At 54.4% G+C, this 15,089-nt stretch carries 15 protein-coding genes; 8 read left to right on the top strand and 7 right to left on the bottom strand.

Annotation, left to right across the window (positions count from 1 at the left end; translation table 11 throughout):
* The first annotated feature begins 11 nt into the window (after positions 1 to 11).
* Positions 12 to 143: a hypothetical protein gene (locus F3I21_RS23530; RefSeq protein ID WP_255467576.1), complete on the top strand. Its 132-nt coding sequence runs from the start codon at positions 12 to 14 to the stop codon at positions 141 to 143.
* 31 nt (positions 144 to 174) lie between these two features.
* Here the strand turns inward: F3I21_RS23530 and F3I21_RS11460 are convergent, their stop codons facing one another.
* On the bottom strand, positions 175 to 1,056 hold the full coding sequence (locus tag F3I21_RS11460; protein ID WP_150058944.1) for a LysR family transcriptional regulator: 882 nt from the start codon (positions 1,054 to 1,056) through the stop codon (positions 175 to 177).
* Between the two features lie 123 nt (positions 1,057 to 1,179).
* Between F3I21_RS11460 and F3I21_RS11455 the strand changes: the two genes are divergently transcribed.
* Entirely contained in the window at positions 1,180 to 2,034 is an 855-nt protein-coding gene (locus F3I21_RS11455) for a Vmh family MBL fold metallo-hydrolase (protein ID WP_058781545.1), read from the top strand.
* 48 nt (positions 2,035 to 2,082) lie between these two features.
* Here F3I21_RS11455 and F3I21_RS11450 read toward each other — a convergent pair whose 3' ends face one another.
* On the bottom strand, positions 2,083 to 3,063 hold the full coding sequence (locus F3I21_RS11450; RefSeq protein WP_369974302.1) for an alpha/beta hydrolase: 981 nt from the start codon (positions 3,061 to 3,063) through the stop codon (positions 2,083 to 2,085).
* A 342-nt stretch (positions 3,064 to 3,405) separates the two neighbouring features.
* On the opposite strand from F3I21_RS11450, the gene yddG reads away from it, so the two are divergent.
* On the top strand, positions 3,406 to 4,320 hold the full coding sequence (gene yddG / locus F3I21_RS11445) for an aromatic amino acid DMT transporter YddG (RefSeq protein ID WP_136547317.1): 915 nt from the start codon (positions 3,406 to 3,408) through the stop codon (positions 4,318 to 4,320).
* A 55-nt stretch (positions 4,321 to 4,375) separates the two neighbouring features.
* On the opposite strand, the gene F3I21_RS11440 is transcribed toward yddG, so the two are convergent.
* Positions 4,376 to 5,344: a GlxA family transcriptional regulator gene (locus F3I21_RS11440; protein ID WP_150058943.1), complete on the bottom strand. Its 969-nt coding sequence runs from the start codon at positions 5,342 to 5,344 to the stop codon at positions 4,376 to 4,378.
* Between the two features lie 112 nt (positions 5,345 to 5,456).
* Between F3I21_RS11440 and F3I21_RS11435 the strand changes: the two genes are divergently transcribed.
* Entirely contained in the window at positions 5,457 to 6,098 is a 642-nt protein-coding gene (locus F3I21_RS11435) for an HD domain-containing protein (protein WP_150058942.1), read from the top strand.
* A 556-nt stretch (positions 6,099 to 6,654) separates the two neighbouring features.
* Positions 6,655 to 8,331, top strand: a complete 1,677-nt coding sequence (locus tag F3I21_RS11430) for a DUF4041 domain-containing protein (RefSeq protein ID WP_150058941.1) — start codon at positions 6,655 to 6,657, stop codon at positions 8,329 to 8,331.
* Positions 8,332 to 8,638: 307 nt separating this feature from the next.
* Here the strand turns inward: F3I21_RS11430 and F3I21_RS11420 are convergent, their stop codons facing one another.
* From F3I21_RS11420 to F3I21_RS11410, 3 genes are all read right to left on the bottom strand, one after another.
* On the bottom strand, positions 8,639 to 9,706 hold the full coding sequence (locus tag F3I21_RS11420) for a mechanosensitive ion channel family protein (protein ID WP_058759073.1): 1,068 nt from the start codon (positions 9,704 to 9,706) through the stop codon (positions 8,639 to 8,641).
* Positions 9,707 to 10,123: 417 nt separating this feature from the next.
* Positions 10,124 to 10,702 carry a YceI family protein gene (locus tag F3I21_RS11415; protein ID WP_058759072.1) on the bottom strand — a complete coding sequence of 193 codons (579 nt, stop codon included), beginning with the start codon at positions 10,700 to 10,702 and terminating at the stop codon, positions 10,124 to 10,126.
* A 281-nt stretch (positions 10,703 to 10,983) separates the two neighbouring features.
* Complete coding sequence (locus F3I21_RS11410; protein WP_150058940.1) at positions 10,984 to 11,361, bottom strand: helix-turn-helix domain-containing protein; 378 nt, start codon at positions 11,359 to 11,361, stop codon at positions 10,984 to 10,986.
* Between the two features lie 101 nt (positions 11,362 to 11,462).
* On the opposite strand from F3I21_RS11410, the gene F3I21_RS11405 reads away from it, so the two are divergent.
* Positions 11,463 to 12,191: an SDR family NAD(P)-dependent oxidoreductase gene (locus F3I21_RS11405; RefSeq protein WP_031279994.1), complete on the top strand. Its 729-nt coding sequence runs from the start codon at positions 11,463 to 11,465 to the stop codon at positions 12,189 to 12,191.
* A 58-nt stretch (positions 12,192 to 12,249) separates the two neighbouring features.
* On the opposite strand, the gene F3I21_RS11400 is transcribed toward F3I21_RS11405, so the two are convergent.
* The gene (locus tag F3I21_RS11400) at positions 12,250 to 13,029 is read right to left on the bottom strand and encodes a MipA/OmpV family protein (protein ID WP_150058939.1); all 780 of its coding nucleotides are present in this window, start codon (positions 13,027 to 13,029) and stop codon (positions 12,250 to 12,252) included.
* A gap of 125 nt (positions 13,030 to 13,154) precedes the next feature.
* Between F3I21_RS11400 and F3I21_RS11395 the strand changes: the two genes are divergently transcribed.
* A complete protein-coding gene (locus F3I21_RS11395) occupies positions 13,155 to 13,850 on the top strand; it encodes a response regulator transcription factor (protein WP_021509002.1) in 696 nt (231 codons plus the stop codon).
* The gene (locus F3I21_RS11390) at positions 13,847 to 15,019 is read left to right on the top strand and encodes a cell wall metabolism sensor histidine kinase WalK (RefSeq protein ID WP_150058938.1); all 1,173 of its coding nucleotides are present in this window, start codon (positions 13,847 to 13,849) and stop codon (positions 15,017 to 15,019) included. The genes F3I21_RS11395 and F3I21_RS11390 overlap by 4 nt, the downstream gene beginning before the upstream one ends.
* Positions 15,020 to 15,089: the final 70 nt, after the last annotated feature.

Genomic DNA, 15,089 nt, shown 5'->3' with positions numbered 1-15,089 from the left:
GGTAAAAATGAGTGAAAGTGGAACCCGGCGCGCTGCTCAACTGCCGCGGCGCGGCGCATAGTAGCAGTTGTGCGGTGGATTTGTCGCTTAACGCCATGGTTCAGTATGTCGAAACGGTGTTACGTAACACATACAGCGCGTGACAGGCACCAGTGACGTTGTCACTCTGGTGATTCAAAGCGTTTGCAACTGCTGCATCACCGCATCCAGAAATACCCGTAATACCGCAGGCTGGCGTTCGCGCGACATATACAGGCCATAAATGCCTAAGGTGCGCGGTTGAAAGCCGGGCAGCACGCAACGTAACTGACCGCTGGCCAGCGCAGTCTGTGCCTCCATTGCCGGCACCATGGCAACACCACAGCCGGCGATAGCGGCATCACATAACACGGATGAAATACCGGCGCTGAAATTGCCGCTCACCACTACGGAAACCGCCTCGCCTTGCGCATCGTGAAACTGCCAGCGCTGCCCGGCGAAGCGGCTGTAGTGCAGGCAATTATGTTGTGCCAGATCCGCTGGCGTCTGAGGCTCGCCCTGCTGCGTTAAATAGGCCGGCGCGGCGCAGACTACCGAGGCACATTCACCCAGCCTGCGGGCAATCGCGCCGGGCTCCGGATCGTCGGTAATGCGAATGGCCACATCGATGCGCTCACCCACCAGGCTAACCGGCTGATTATTGATCTCCAGCTCAATACGCACCGCCGGGTAACGCGCGAGGAACGCCGGAATCATCGGTCCAAGAATGTGGGTGGCGGTTGAATGTGCACAGGCCACGCGCAACGTGCCCTGCGGTTTGCCCTCATCGCCCTGCTGTTCAATCTCGTTGGCCAGCCGGGCCAGTGCGCGTGTCTTATGCAAAATCTGCTCACCCGCCGGGGTAATGGTCAGCCGCCGTGAAGAACGGTGCAGCAGGCGTGCGCCTGCCCACTTCTCCATTTCATCAAGATAGCGACTGACCATCGGGCGCGAAATATCCAGCGCGCGCGCCGCCGCGCTCAGGCTTCCCAGTTCACAAATCCGGTTAAACACCCGCGCTGCCGTCACTCTGTCCATGCAGGCTCCATCTGATCGTTTTATGCAACTGATCATATCTGATTGCGGGAATTCTGCCAGCTGGCGATTTGCTTACAATAGCGTCTTTCAGTGACGGCACGTTGCCGTAAAAAGGAAGATGCCATGAAGATGAAATCACTCGCGCTGCTGGTCACCTTAGCCGCCGCGCCGGTTTTTGCCGCCCCGTTGCAGTTAGACGTGTATAACCCACAGGAACAGGGAATTTTTCCGGTCTCGTCGACGCTGGTCTCCGGTCCGCATGAAGCGATTCTGTTTGATGCGCAGTTCAGCCCCAAAGATGGTGAAAAGCTGGTGGAACTGATTAAAGCGCGCGGCAAGCAGCTGACCCACATCGTGATCACCTCGGGCGATCCGGATTTCTACTTCGGTCTTGAGCCGCTGGTGCAGGCGTTCCCGCAGGCCAAAATTGTCGCCTCGCCGCTGGTAGTGGAACATATCGAAGCGACTAAAGATGCCAAGCTGCAGTACTGGGGACCGCAGATGAACGGCGCTGCGCCACACCAGCTGTATGTACCGCAGATTACCCACCAGACGCGGTTTAGCGTCGATGGTGAGCGCATCGAGCTGCGCCACGCGGCAGAAAAATCAGCCTACGTGTGGATTCCCTCCAGTAAGGCAATACTCGGTGGCACAGTGGTGGATTCCGGCATTCACGTCTGGACCGCGGACACCCAGACCGCAGACAGCCGCGCAGAGTGGCGTCAGGTATTGCGAGAAATGCAGCAGTTGAAGCCGCAGATGGTGATCCCCGGCCACTATCTGGGTGCGCGTCCGGCGGGCGATAAGGCGGTCACCTTTACGCTGGATTATCTGCAAAGTTTTGAGCGGGCGCTGCAACAGCACAAAGGCTCCGCGGCGGTGATTCAGGCGATGAAACAGGCATGGCCAACCTTAGCGGATGTCAGCTCGCTGGAGCTGAGCGCGAAGGTGAACACCGGTGAGATGAAGTGGAAGTGACGCGAGGATAAATGAACGGGCCAGACGCCGCCGCGCCTGGCCTGAAGCTTACTGCAGATGGGTTTTCAGCTCTTCCGCCGCCTGGCGAATCGCAGTGCGGACCGCCGGCACCTCGCTCAGCGGATTGAGCAGGCCGTAGTCATGAATCAGACCGTTATAGCGCGTCACGGTGACATCCACACCGGCAGCATCCAGTTTGCGACCAAAGGCTTCACCCTCATCACGCAGCACATCCAGTTCTGCCGTCTGAATCAGCGTTGGCGGTAAGCCCTGCAGCTGCTCTTTGGTGGCGCGCAGCGGCGAAGCGAGAATATTGTCGCGCTCGCTCTGTTTGGTGGTGTAGGCGTCCCAGAACCATTTCATCATGTTACGCGACAGGAAATATCCGTTGGCAAACTGGTGATACGAAGCGGTATCAAAGCGCGCATCGGTTACCGGCCACAGCATGATGTCATAACGAATCGCTGGCGTTTGCTGCTGTTTAGCCTGCAGCGCGACCGCCGCCACCATATTGCCGCCGACGCTGTTACCGACCAGCGCCAGGCGCTTACCATCGACACCAATTTCACTACCGTGTTCCGCCACCCAGCGTGTCGCCGCATAAGCCTGATTGATGGCCAGCGGATAATGCGCTTCGGGTGACGGCGTATAGTTCACAAACACAGCCGCTGCGCCAGATTCCACCACCAGATCGCGCACCAGACGTTCGTGGGTCGGGAAATCACCGAGGATCCAGCCGCCGCCGTGGAAGAACATAAATACCGGCAGCGTACCCTGTGCGCCCTGCGGTTTTACGATATTCAGCTTAATGGGCTGGCCGTTTACCTGAATGGTTTTTTCAGTGACGTCGGCCGGCGGCAGCGTTACGCCCTTCTGCGCATCAATCAGGACCTGGCGCGCCGCCTGCGGTGACAGTTGCTCAATCGGTTTGCCGCCGCTGCTGTTCAGCGCCTGTAAAAACTGCTGCACGTGACGTTCAGGTTGTGGTGCGTCAGCAAAGCTATTAACAGATGCAGTAGCCATCGCCATGGCAAGCAGAGAGTGCTGTAATTTCATGGTGTTACTCCTTTAATATTTTTTGCGATTATATCGCACGCTATTTAAATGATAATGACTTGATGGTCGTGTTCTGAACTGAGACTGAATTTATATAGTGCACTATTTAATAGCAAGTTATTTTTTAGCGAAGATTTACATCACTGCTCTATTACACTGATTTTAATCAGAATATTATTTCAACTTTTTGTCTGCATACGGGTGCGCTTTCCGGCCAGTCACATCGGCAACCTGCAGATTCATCTTGTCTGCGTCCCCGCCAGCCGCCACACTGGCGAGCACGCCGCGATTTTTCACACATTGAGGTAACGGGTAATGCCGCAGAGTAAAGCTACCCTGACTGGTCTGCTGGCCATTCTGCTGTGGAGCACGATTGTAGGATTAATAAAAAGCGTCAGTGAAAGTTTTGGTCCGGTAACCGGTGCCGCGCTGATTTACAGCGCCAGCGCCCTGCTGTTGCTGCTCACCGTGGGTTTTCCTGACCTGCGCCAGTTTCCCCGCCGCTATTTGCTGATCGGCAGCCTGCTGTTTGTCTGCTATGAGCTCTGCCTGTCGCTGTCGCTGGGTTTTACTCATAGCGGCCATCAGGCGATTGAAGTCGGCATGGTTAATTACCTGTGGCCGGCGATGACCATCGTTTTAACGGTGATGGTTAACCGGCAAAAGACCAGCCCGTTGATTATTCCCGGCCTCCTGCTGGCCGTCGCCGGTATTTGTCGGGTACTGAGCGGAGATCGGGGGTTTTCACTGGGCGAAATGATCGACAACGTGATGGATAATCCGCTCAGTTATGGTCTGGCATTTGGCGGTGCGATGATTTGGGCGGTTTATTGCGTGGTGACAAAAAGTAGCGCTAAAGGCAGTAACGGCATCACGCTGTTTTTCATCTTAACTGCTCTGACGCTGTGGCTGAAATCGCTGCTATCACCGCAGCCGCCCGTGGTGTTTTCGCTACAGGCGTGCATCAGCCTGGCGCTGGCAGCGATGGCGATGGGGCTTGGCTATGCGGCGTGGAACGTCGGCATTTTGCACGGCAATGTCACGCTGTTAGCCGCAGCCTCCTACTTTATCCCTATCATTTCATCGCTGATAGCCGCTTTTATCCTTAACTCCAGCCTGACCTTCTCCTTCTGGCAAGGCACGGCGATGGTTTGCCTCGGTTCGCTGCTCTGCTGGTGGTCAACGCGCGGGACTGCAACGCATAAGCTGGAAAGCAACACGCTGGAATAAGCGGCTAAATGGCGCAATGGCGCAGCCGGACGAGAATGCAGACAGTGGTGCACACTCAGCGCGGCGGCGGGAACATTTTGCGATACAGCGACGGCGTCATGCCGGTCACTTTGACAAACGCGCGGCGCATCACATCGGCACTGTGATAACCGCAGGCCGCCGGGATCGCTTTGAGCGGCAGCTCACCGGCATCCAGCAAAGCCCGCGCGTGGCTGATGCGTGCCTGCTCCAGCCATGCGCCAGGCTGGATCTGCATCTCTTGCTGAAACAGACGCGCTAAATGCCGCGTACTGAGGTGCATGTGCGCTGCCAGGTCTTCCAGCCCACGAATCTGTGCCAGATGCGCGATTGCCCAGCGCTGCATCTCCTGAAAGGCGCTGCGTCCGGCCAGGGACACCTGCTGTTTACGCACAAAATGTCCCTGTGTGACCGGGCGCTGGAAGAACATCACCAGGCTGGCGGCCACCTCCTGCGCCAGCTCGCGCCCGAGATCCTCTTCCACCAGCCGCAGCGCCAGATCCAGTCCGGACGTCACCCCCGCTGCCGTGCGTAATGCACCATCCGCCACATACAGCGCATCGGCTTCGACCTGCGCATCGGATAGCAGTAACGCCAGCCGTTCCGCACACGCCCAGTGAGTAGTGACTTTCCTGCCGTTCAGCAAACCCGTTTGCGCCAGCAGCAGCGCCCCCGTACACACCGAGCCGTAACGCTGGCTGCGCTGACAGAGCGCGATAATCTGCTGGCGCTCACTGGCGGAAAGCTGCATCTGGCTGGCGTCAGGTGCTCCGGCGACCAGAAAGGTATCGGCGCGATGCTGTGTCGCCGCAGTGAGCGCAACGTCGGCTTCCAGCCGGACACCAGACGAGCAGCGGATGCTGGTGTGCTGCAGCGACATCACGCTGAGCTGATACACCTGACGATGCAGCAGCCGATTTGCCTCGGCAAACACATCCAGCGGCCCGGAAATATCCAGCAGCTGGGCGCCGGGAACGGCCAAAAGGGTAATGTGATGGTGAGTCATTGTCTGGCTGTCCGCTTAAATCGCAATGTCTTAAATCATCGTTAAACAGATATTCATGACATTGTCGCGCGGCTTTATGCTGAACGCAACTTCACTAAGCGGAGACATCACCATGAGTTTTACTCTTAACGGCATTCGTATTCCGGACAGCAAAATGGCGCGCGATGCTACCGCGCTGGTACGTGACATCGAATCGGATCTGTTGTTTCATCACTCCAGCCGCGTTTTTTACTGGGGCGCTTTGGCAGGTCAGCGACTGGGCGTCAAAGTGGATGCCGAGCTGCTTTACGTTGGCTGCATGTTTCATGATGTGGGCCTGACGCAACAGCATTGCAGTTGCGATAAGCGCTTTGAAGTCGATGGCGCCAATGCGGCGCGCGATTTTCTGCAACATTATGGGGTTGCCCAGGCGGATATTGATAAAGTGTGGACGGCGATTGCCCTGCACACGACGCCCGGCATTCCGCAATTTATGGCCGGGGAAATAGCCCTGGTGACGGCCGGCGTTGAGATGGATGTGCTGGGTATTGACTATGACCACTTCAGCGATGAGCAACGTGAAGCCGTGGTGCAGCAGCATCCCCGTCCGGCACAGTTTAAAGAAGAAATTATCCAGGCATTTTATGAAGGCATTCAACACAAACCGGCGACGACTCTCGGCAACGTGAAAGCTGACGTCATCGCTGATAAGCAACCGGCATTTCGCCCGATGAATTTTTGCCGGATTATCCGTCAGTCGCGCTGGGCGGGTTAACATGGACAGCGGAGATAGCTCACCGCGAACGGGAGAAATGGCGACGGAAGTGTGCGCTGTGAATCCCGGCAACAAAATTAACTCATCGAACATTGTCAGCAGGGGCGAATTTTCGTTGCTACTATAGTGACGCAACACACAGCTCAAGCGTTGCGACGAGAATTTTTCCTGTAGTTTTTTGTTATGCCCGCTCTGCGGGCATTTTTTTCCGAAAAATGCACCGTCGCGCTGCTGCCAAACCCCTTACGCCGCAGGTTTCAAACGGCCTGATTCCCCTGCTTCCAGCAATGCCTTTGCGGTCGTCCTTGTACGTTCAGTTCACAGAGGGTCATGCACGGACACGGTGTTAACCAAAGCAATCAATTCATAACAATTCGACCATGCTATAGGTATTTCTTCATTACAATTTCATTAGACTCATCACCCGGTCGCCCAGCGGCAGGTTCAAACTTTCCACTGTAAATAATATTTTTGAATGTGCTTTTTCAGATATAGAAGTGATAACATAGTTAAGAAGCACAGCTGTTACAAATTGATAGAGTAAAAGGACTTTGAAATGGAATTATTTTTAGTAGTAGTACTCTTATTAGCACTTCTGGCTCCGGTTTTATCTGTCGTACTTTTCAAAAAAAGTAAAAAATACCGAGAGGAAATAGCTCTTCTAATCTCCGGCAAAAATACGCTTGGCGAAGAATTAGGTGAAACGCAGAAAAAATTAGCTCAGGCTATACGTGACCACGCAGAACTTGAAGGAAAAGCCACTCCTTTGTGGCAGTATCAGGAATTACACGATGCAGTATTAGATGCGGAGAAGAAGATTAAAACCGCTGACGCTATTGCCAGAGAAAAGCTGGATGACGCGCAAAAACAAGCGGCAAGAGCGGTAAACGAAGCTCACGATCAGGCTGCATTAACAATAAGCAACGCCAGTAGCGAAGCTGTCGCTATCACCCAGGATGCGCGTGATGCGCGCCTGAAAGCCAAAGAACGACTCGATAACGCGAATAGTAAAGCGGATGAGCTAATCTCCAACGCAAATGATAATGCGATGAAAATAATCGCGGATGCAGAGATACGTGCAATGGAAATAGCTGGCTCCGCATATGAAGCGAAAGAGTTTGCAGAGACCTATCAGGCTGTAGCCAGGTCAATGAAAAATAAAATTGAAGGGTACGGCGATGAATGGATAGTGCCAAACCGAAGCGTTTTGGACGAACTGGCAGAGAGTTATGAATTTACGGATGCAGGAAAAGAACTGCAAAAAGCCAGAGAGTTAACTAAGTCTCTTATCAAAACGAACAAAGCGGCTAGCTGTGATTACGTCGAACCAAACAGAAGAAACACGGCCATCAAATTTGTACTGGATGCTTTCAATGGAAAAGTCGATAGTACCCTCTCAAAAATTAAACACAACAATTACGGCAAATTATCCCAGGAAATAAAAGATGCATTTGAGCTTGTTAATTTTAACGGTTCAGCCTTTAGGTCAGCCAGGATCACTGATATCTGCTTGCAGGCCCGTCTCAACGAGCTTAAATGGGGAGTAGCTGTAAATGAAATTATGCTCGAAGAAAGAGAAGAGCAAAGACGAATTAAAGAACAGTTGCGTGAAGAAGAAAAAGCGCGTCGCGAGTATGAAAAAGCGATAAAAGAAGCTGAAAAAGAAGAAAAAACAATTCAGCAGGCGATTGATAAAGCAACTAAAGAACTGATGCTCGCAGGCGAAGAACAACGTATAGCCCTCGAACAAAGACTGGCTGAGCTACAAATTAAATACGAAGAAGCTGAAGCCAAAAACCAACGAGCCATTTCGATGGCACAGCAAACACGTTCAGGTCATGTGTATGTGATCAGTAATATCGGCTCGTTTGGAGAAAACGTTTATAAAATTGGGATGACACGCAGACTCGAACCGCTCGACCGGGTTCGTGAACTTGGCGATGCCAGCGTCCCGTTTTCATTCGATGTACATGCAATGATCTACAGTGATGATGCTCCGTCGCTTGAAAACCACCTTCACAAAGTGTTTAACGATAAACAGGTAAACAAAGTTAACTCTCGCAAAGAGTTCTTTAACGTAGGTATTAAAGACATCAAATCCACGATTCAGGAAATGAGCATTGATGTACATTGGACAATTTCTGCAGAAGCCAAAGAGTACAGAGAATCTTTGGCCATCGAAAATGAACGCAACACAGCGTTGAAAGAAAGCGAAGAGTTGATTGTTGCATAATATTTTGTAGCCATGATATGACCTGATGATGATACGTTAGGTCATTGTGAATGTAAGAATAAGTGGCGGATCTGGTGACGTTCATTCGTAACGGCTGGGGCAATCAGGCACCTGCGGTAAGCGCGGATCAGGTGGCAAAACTGCGTAAAGATCTGCCAAAGGCAGCGGAGGCGGATAAGGAAAAGAGTCAGTAAAAACGGACGGAGAAAACGCCCTGTTCAGGGCCCCGACAAGGGCCCTGATAATAACGCCGGATAGCAATGGCAACCTGAGCAGTTACCGCGCAATGCCCCATCGCCAGCCTGAACTATGCTTTGTCGGCGTCGGTCAGGGTGGCTCTCACCTGCGGCAGACTCTGCGGGTAATTCTGCTGAATGAATTCAATCATTTTCTCGCGGACGTAGCAGCGTAAATCCCATGCCGTCGGTGAGTTCTGCGCGGTCATCAGTAAACGGATGGTCATGGTTTTTTCCGTGGTATCGGTCACCTGCAGTACCTGAGTTTCGCGATCCCAGAGCCGCGTCTCATTGAGAATTTTTTCAAAATGCTCACGCAACGGCGCCAGCGGCATCGAGTAATCAACATAGAGAAACACAGACCCCAATATTTGCGCATTATTTCGCGTCCAGTTCTGAAATGCATTCTCGGTAAAATAGGTGATGGGCAGCACCAGACGGCGTAAATCCCAGATGCGCACCACAACATAGGTCAGATTGATTTCCTCAATCCAGCCCCACTCCTTTTCGACCACCACCGCATCGTCAATTTTTATCGGTTGGGTGAAAGCAATCTGAATCCCGGCAAACAGATTCACCAGCGACTTTTGCAAAGCGAAACCGATAATAATACCGGCGACACCGGCACCCGCGAGGATGGTGGTGCCGAATTTACGTACACCAGGGAAGTTGAGCAGAATTAAACTCAGGCAAAACAGTACCAGGATGACGATAGCCACTTTTTTAACATAGATTAATTGCGTACGAATTTTACGCGCGCGCAGGTTGTTCGACAGGTTGATATCGTAGCGAATAAACAACATATCCTGCGCTACGTTAATCAGGCGAATCAAAATGGAACAGAACGATAAGATGATAAAGATATTAAGCGTGGTGGCGATAAAGCTCAGTGAGCCAGGATCAAGATGCACATAATTCATCCCCATATTAATCAGCAGTAATGGAATGAATAAAAATAACGATCCCCGCAGATGCTTTTCCAGCGATTTAAATAGCTTGCGATCGCGGCTTTGCCAGTAGCGAATAAACCTGAGAAGAATAAAGCGGGCCAGAAAACCCAGCAGTAGCGAGAGTGTGACGAGCAATACAGCAGGTACCCATGTCGGCGCACCAGATAACTCACCTAGAAGTAATGGCATGATATTCCCTTCTGTTCAGCTAACAACCGTGGTTGTCAGATAAGTCACCAAAATCAGTAACCGTTATCGTGCCGGTTATCTGCTAAACCCATGATTTCGCACTTCAGTGGGTAAAAATATAGTTCACTGGCCGCTGTTAGCAGGGTAAAAACCCTTCAGGTCATCGGGTGTTCTGCTGGCGATCATCGCAAGGTTATGAATTGGTGGTTTTTTTCGGCTTTACTGCTAAAGGTCTGAAATTTCAGGCAGGTGATGAGGCAAAGCGTCAGAGGGTGCTGACGAGAAATGCGCTGACAGGCAGTGATGCTGCGCCCGGGGAAGAAGTACAGACAACCTGTTGCGCCAGCTCGCGCTGACCACGCGCATAGCGCAGCAGGTTGATGCAGAGAAAAAGCGCGCGATTAAGCGCGCAATGCCTTATTTGGCGTACGCCTCGGTAGAGAGCGTAATCGTCACTTCGTCGCCCACGGCCGGAACATATTTATCGATTTTAAAATCCGAGCGTTTGATGACGCCGGTGGCATCAAAACCGATCGCCTGCTTTTTAACCATAGGATGCATATCCTGTTTGTTCAGCGTGGCATGCAGCACAACCGGCTTAGTGATCCCTTTGATGGTTAAATTACCCTGCACATCATATTTATTATCGCCTTTGCTTTCCACATGGGTGCTGTGGAAGGTGGCCTGAGGATATTTTTTAACGTCAAAATACTCATTACCCAAAAACTCTTTGGTCAGCGCTGGCACATGCGTGTCAATCGTTTTTAATGGCAGGGTCACATTAACCTGTGACTTTTCCGGGTTTTCTTTGTCAAAAGCCAGCTGACCGGAAACATCAGAAATATCAGCAGTCGGATGAGAGAAACCAAAGTGATTCCATGCGATCACCACGGAAGTATGTTGCGGGTCAAGGTTATATTCCGTCGCTGCGGCATGTGACAGGGGAACATATAATGCCACCAGAGAAAGCAGCGCCGTTTTTTTCAAAAATTTCATGGAAACATCCTCAAATAATCAAGTGCTAATACTGTAGCGCAAACCTGCAGAGGTGTTATTGAAATCATTTGCTTTACCCATTCAAAATTTTTAACCGTTTTCTACCGCAAGCAAATTATAACGCAGAGTGAATTTTACTTAAATGACGTAATTAAATTCCGGCGAGTAGAATTTAATAATTCCGTTTTTATGTGGGCTAATTTAGCGGCGAGGAGAAGAACGGCAAATCATGTTGAGCATGCGATTAACAGACCGCCTGAATAGCCGGCGGCCGCCACGCTTTATTCTTCGCTGGCACGACGTTGATCATAGACAACCTGTGCCTTTTCAATCGCGTCGCCCTGCTCTCTGGCCCACTTCACCAGCGCAACAAACGGATCCTGCAACGTCTGGCCCTGCGGCGTAATGGCATATTCCACCGCCACCGGGGACGAGGCGATCACGCGACGGCTAATCAGGCCGTTACGCTCCAGCCGGCGCAACGCCTCCGTCAGTGCCTTGTGGGTAATCGGATCAAGACGGCGCTTGATCGCGTTAAAGCGCGCGGGTTCAGTGCACAGCACGGTCAGAATTAATACCGACCACTTATTGGCGACCTGTTCCAGGATCGGACGGGTGCTGTTGATCTCTGCCAGCAGCGCCGCGATATCAGTCGGCATGGGGTTTCCTTATGTATATCTAATGTAGATAAGGTGCGTAATTGACACTAAATATACGAAATGTATCATCAGCCGTCCACCCCTCTTATTCTGGAGCAGCCATCATGAAACTCGAAGGAAAAGTCGCGCTGGTGACCGGCGGCGGCAGTGGTATCGGCCTCGCCATCGCGCGCCGTTTTGTGCAGGAAGGTGCCCACGTTTTCATCACCGGGCGACGCGAAGCGCTGCTGGCCGAAGCCGTCACGCTGACTGGCGGCCGCATTGAGGCAATAGCGGGCGACCTCACCAGCGCAGACGATGTTGCCCGTCTGTTTGACACCGTGCAGGCCCGCGCCGGACGTCTCGATATTCTGGTGAACTCCTCTGGCGTGGCCGAACCCGCCAGCCTCGAAGAGACCAGCGCAGAGCACTTTGACCGCACGTTCGGCCTCAACGTGCGTGCCATGGTATTCACCGTACAGCATGCGGTGAAGCACATGACGGAAGGCGGTGCCATCGTGCTGGTGGGCTCGATTGCGGGCAGCATGGCCAATCCCGGCTATGGCGCTTACTCGGCCAGCAAAGCCGCGGTGCGCGCCTATGCCCGCACCTGGAGCAGCGAACTGGCACCGCGCGGCATTCGCGTCAACACGCTCAGTCCCGGCCCGACGGACACACCGATGTTTGACCAGGTCAGCGACGAGGTACGACAGACATTCAGCGCGCAGATACCGGCCAAACGCCTCGGCCATCCTGACGAAGTTGCGGCGGCCGCCCTGTTCCTCGCATCGGACGAAAGTGTCTATGTCACCGGCAGCGAACTGGTGATTGATGGCGGTATGTCCGCGTAATGGTTGTCGTGCTGCACAGCGCGCCGGCCGGGCGTTGTGCAGCCACCGAAAACGTTTCTCAAAAGGTGTAGCTAAAGCCGACCGTTCCGGTGACCTGATCGCGCCGGGACACGATCGGGCTGTCCGCGGCGCGATCGCCCAGCCAGCTGTAACCCGCGCTGACCAGCGTGCCCCAGTGGGCATCAAACTGGTGGCTCCAGGTGAGCGTAGTCGCAACACCATAAAAGCCGCCGCCGGCATCGTAGCGTGAAAACCGGCTGCGCCTGCTCTGGACATCGCTCACGCCATACCAGGTATTCATATAACGCGCATCGCCAAACAGTGCCGCCGTCTGCAGTGCAACGGTATCGCTGTCGCGCTGGAGAGGCACCAGCGTAACGGATGCCTGATAGTTCACGCCCTGATCATCGCTGAGCGGCAGCACCGCTTTGCCCTCTGCACTCAGCCACGGCGTGAGCTGCCAGCCCAGCGCCAGTGCAGTGTTCACCGTCGCACTGATGTTTCCCATGCCTTGCAGCCGGCTGGCGCCGTCGCGCCACGTTGAATCTTTATCGCTTCGGCCCAGGCCATAACCCAGCGTGTGTTCCAGATAAAACCCGCTGTCGCTCTGCAGGTCGTACCCGATGCCTTTCTGGGTATCAGCAAAAAATGCGCCATCTCTGGCCTGGAAAATCGGTACCGGCTGCACCCGTGTTTTATTCGATCCGCTGTAGCGTGGCGCGAATTGCGCCCCCGCGCCGAGCGTCAGGCTGGTCTGTGCGTCGCCATCCGCCCTGGCAGCAGCGGAAATCATGAGTAGCAGATGGGTCATGTACATCAGTGTTTTTCTGGTTATCATCGTGTCACCTCTTTATCGGTCCGTTTACCGCCCCTTGCCCGGGCAGCCGCAGCGCGAAGCCGAAGTATCCCGGGGCTGTGTCAACAAACAGCCAGGGATTTATGAAGAAACTGTCAAGGTGAGTTATGCAGACCAAAAATATCCTGATTATTGAGGACGACGCTGACGCGGCTGAGGTGCTGGAGGCGTATCTGCTACGGGAAAATTATGCGGTGCGTGTTGCCGCTGATGGCCTGAGCGGACTTGAGCTGGCCCTGCGCTGGCAGCCCGATCTGATTTTGCTTGATGTGATGCTGCCCGGCCTGAACGGCACCGAGGTGCTGGCAAAACTCCGGCGCAGCAGCGAGGTGCCGGTGATTATGGTCACGGCCATGGGCGATACGCCCGATCGCATCGGTGCGCTGCGCTACGGCGCGGATGATTATGTGGTCAAGCCTTATCATCCTGGCGAAGTGGTGGCACGCGTGCAGGCAGTGCTGCGGCGCAGCGCGGTAAAAACGCCGCAGGAAGAGATCCTGCGCTGGCAGGGGCTGGAGGTGAACAGCGGCGCGATGACGGTTACCGTCACGCAGGCCTCCGGTAACGTGCTTTGCGTTGATACCACGCCAACCGAATTCACGCTGCTGGTCACGCTGATGCGCGCACCGGTGCGCGCGCTGAGCCGCCCGTTTTTGCTGGAGCAGTGTATGCCGGACAGTGACGCGCTGGAGCGGGTGATTGATACCCACGTATATAACCTGCGCAAAAAGCTGGAGGCGGCCGGTATGGCGGGCGTGCTGCTCAACGTGCGCGGCGTAGGCTACCGGTTCCGCCAGCCATGACAGAAAAATCCCCACAAACGCTCTGGCGCTGGCTTTGTCTGCGCATTCTGACGCTGGCTATCGGTACCGTGGTACTGATTGCTTTGTGCATGTGGCTGCGCTTCACGGTGCAGTACCTGTGGATCACGCACCATATGCCGCCGGCGGTTCTGCATGAATTTCTCGCCCTGCGTGCACATCCGGAACGCGATCCCGCGCGCTTTCACCAGATCATCGATAGCTGGTGGGGCATACGCTACTCCGACCCGTCCATTGCCTCCTCGGACTGGATCACCGTCGGCATCCTGGTGCTGGTGACCATTCCGTTTATTGCCTATTTCGGGCTGCGCCACGCGCGCCCGCTTTCTGCACAGTTCAGCCAGCTCAGACGAGCGGCAGACCAGGTGACCGCAGGCGATTTCGGTGCGCAGGCGGCGTTAACACCGGCAGCGCCCGCCGAACTGGCGCAGTTCGCGCACAACTTCAACGCGATGACGCGCCAGCTGGCGCGTTACGACAAAGAGCTGCGTACGTCGCATGTCGCCATGGCGCATGAGCTGCGGTCGCCGCTCAACGCCGCCATGGTGCGTCTGCAGGCGCTGCTTGATGGCGTATTCAGCGCTGACTCACGTCAGCTCGCCCTGATCATGGCGCAGCTCAGTTGTCTGCACCGGCTGATCGATGAGCTGCATCTGCTGTCACTGGCGGATGCCGGCCAGCTCACGCTGGAGAAAGTCCGCTGCAACCCGGCCGATATCCTGCGCGAGCGCCTGCAGTGGATCAAACCGCAGCTGGATGAAGCGCGCATCAGCACCGGGGTAGCGCTGGCTGAAGAGACATTGCTGCCGGTCGATCCGTTCCGTCTCGGGCAGGTTTTCACCATCCTGCTGGAAAACGCCCTGCGCTATGCCGGAAGCGGCAGCCAGCTGCAGCTGCGCACGCGCAACACCGTTGATTATTACGAAATCATCGTGCAGGACAGCGGCCCGGGCGTTCCTGCGGCGTTTCTGGCGTTGATGTTTGAGCGCTTTGCGCGCGGTGAGGCGTCACGCGCCCGCCACTCGGGCGGCAGCGGGCTGGGCCTGTCGATTGCGCGGGCGATTTGCCAGGCGCACGGCGGCACGATTAATGCCACGCTGCCGGCAACGGGAGGCTTGCAGGTACAGATTTTGTTGCCGCGCAACGCCTGACGTTGTTGCCCTTCTTGACACGCTCTTGATGGAACATCGCCGGATTCTTGATAATCGCACGGTGTAATGG

This window comes from Pantoea sp. B_9, from assembly GCF_008632015.1.
Lineage (GTDB): Bacteria > Pseudomonadota > Gammaproteobacteria > Enterobacterales > Enterobacteriaceae > Pantoea > Pantoea dispersa.
Note: the sequence above shows the minus strand (reverse complement) of the source record. Positions and strands in the feature narration are given on the sequence as shown.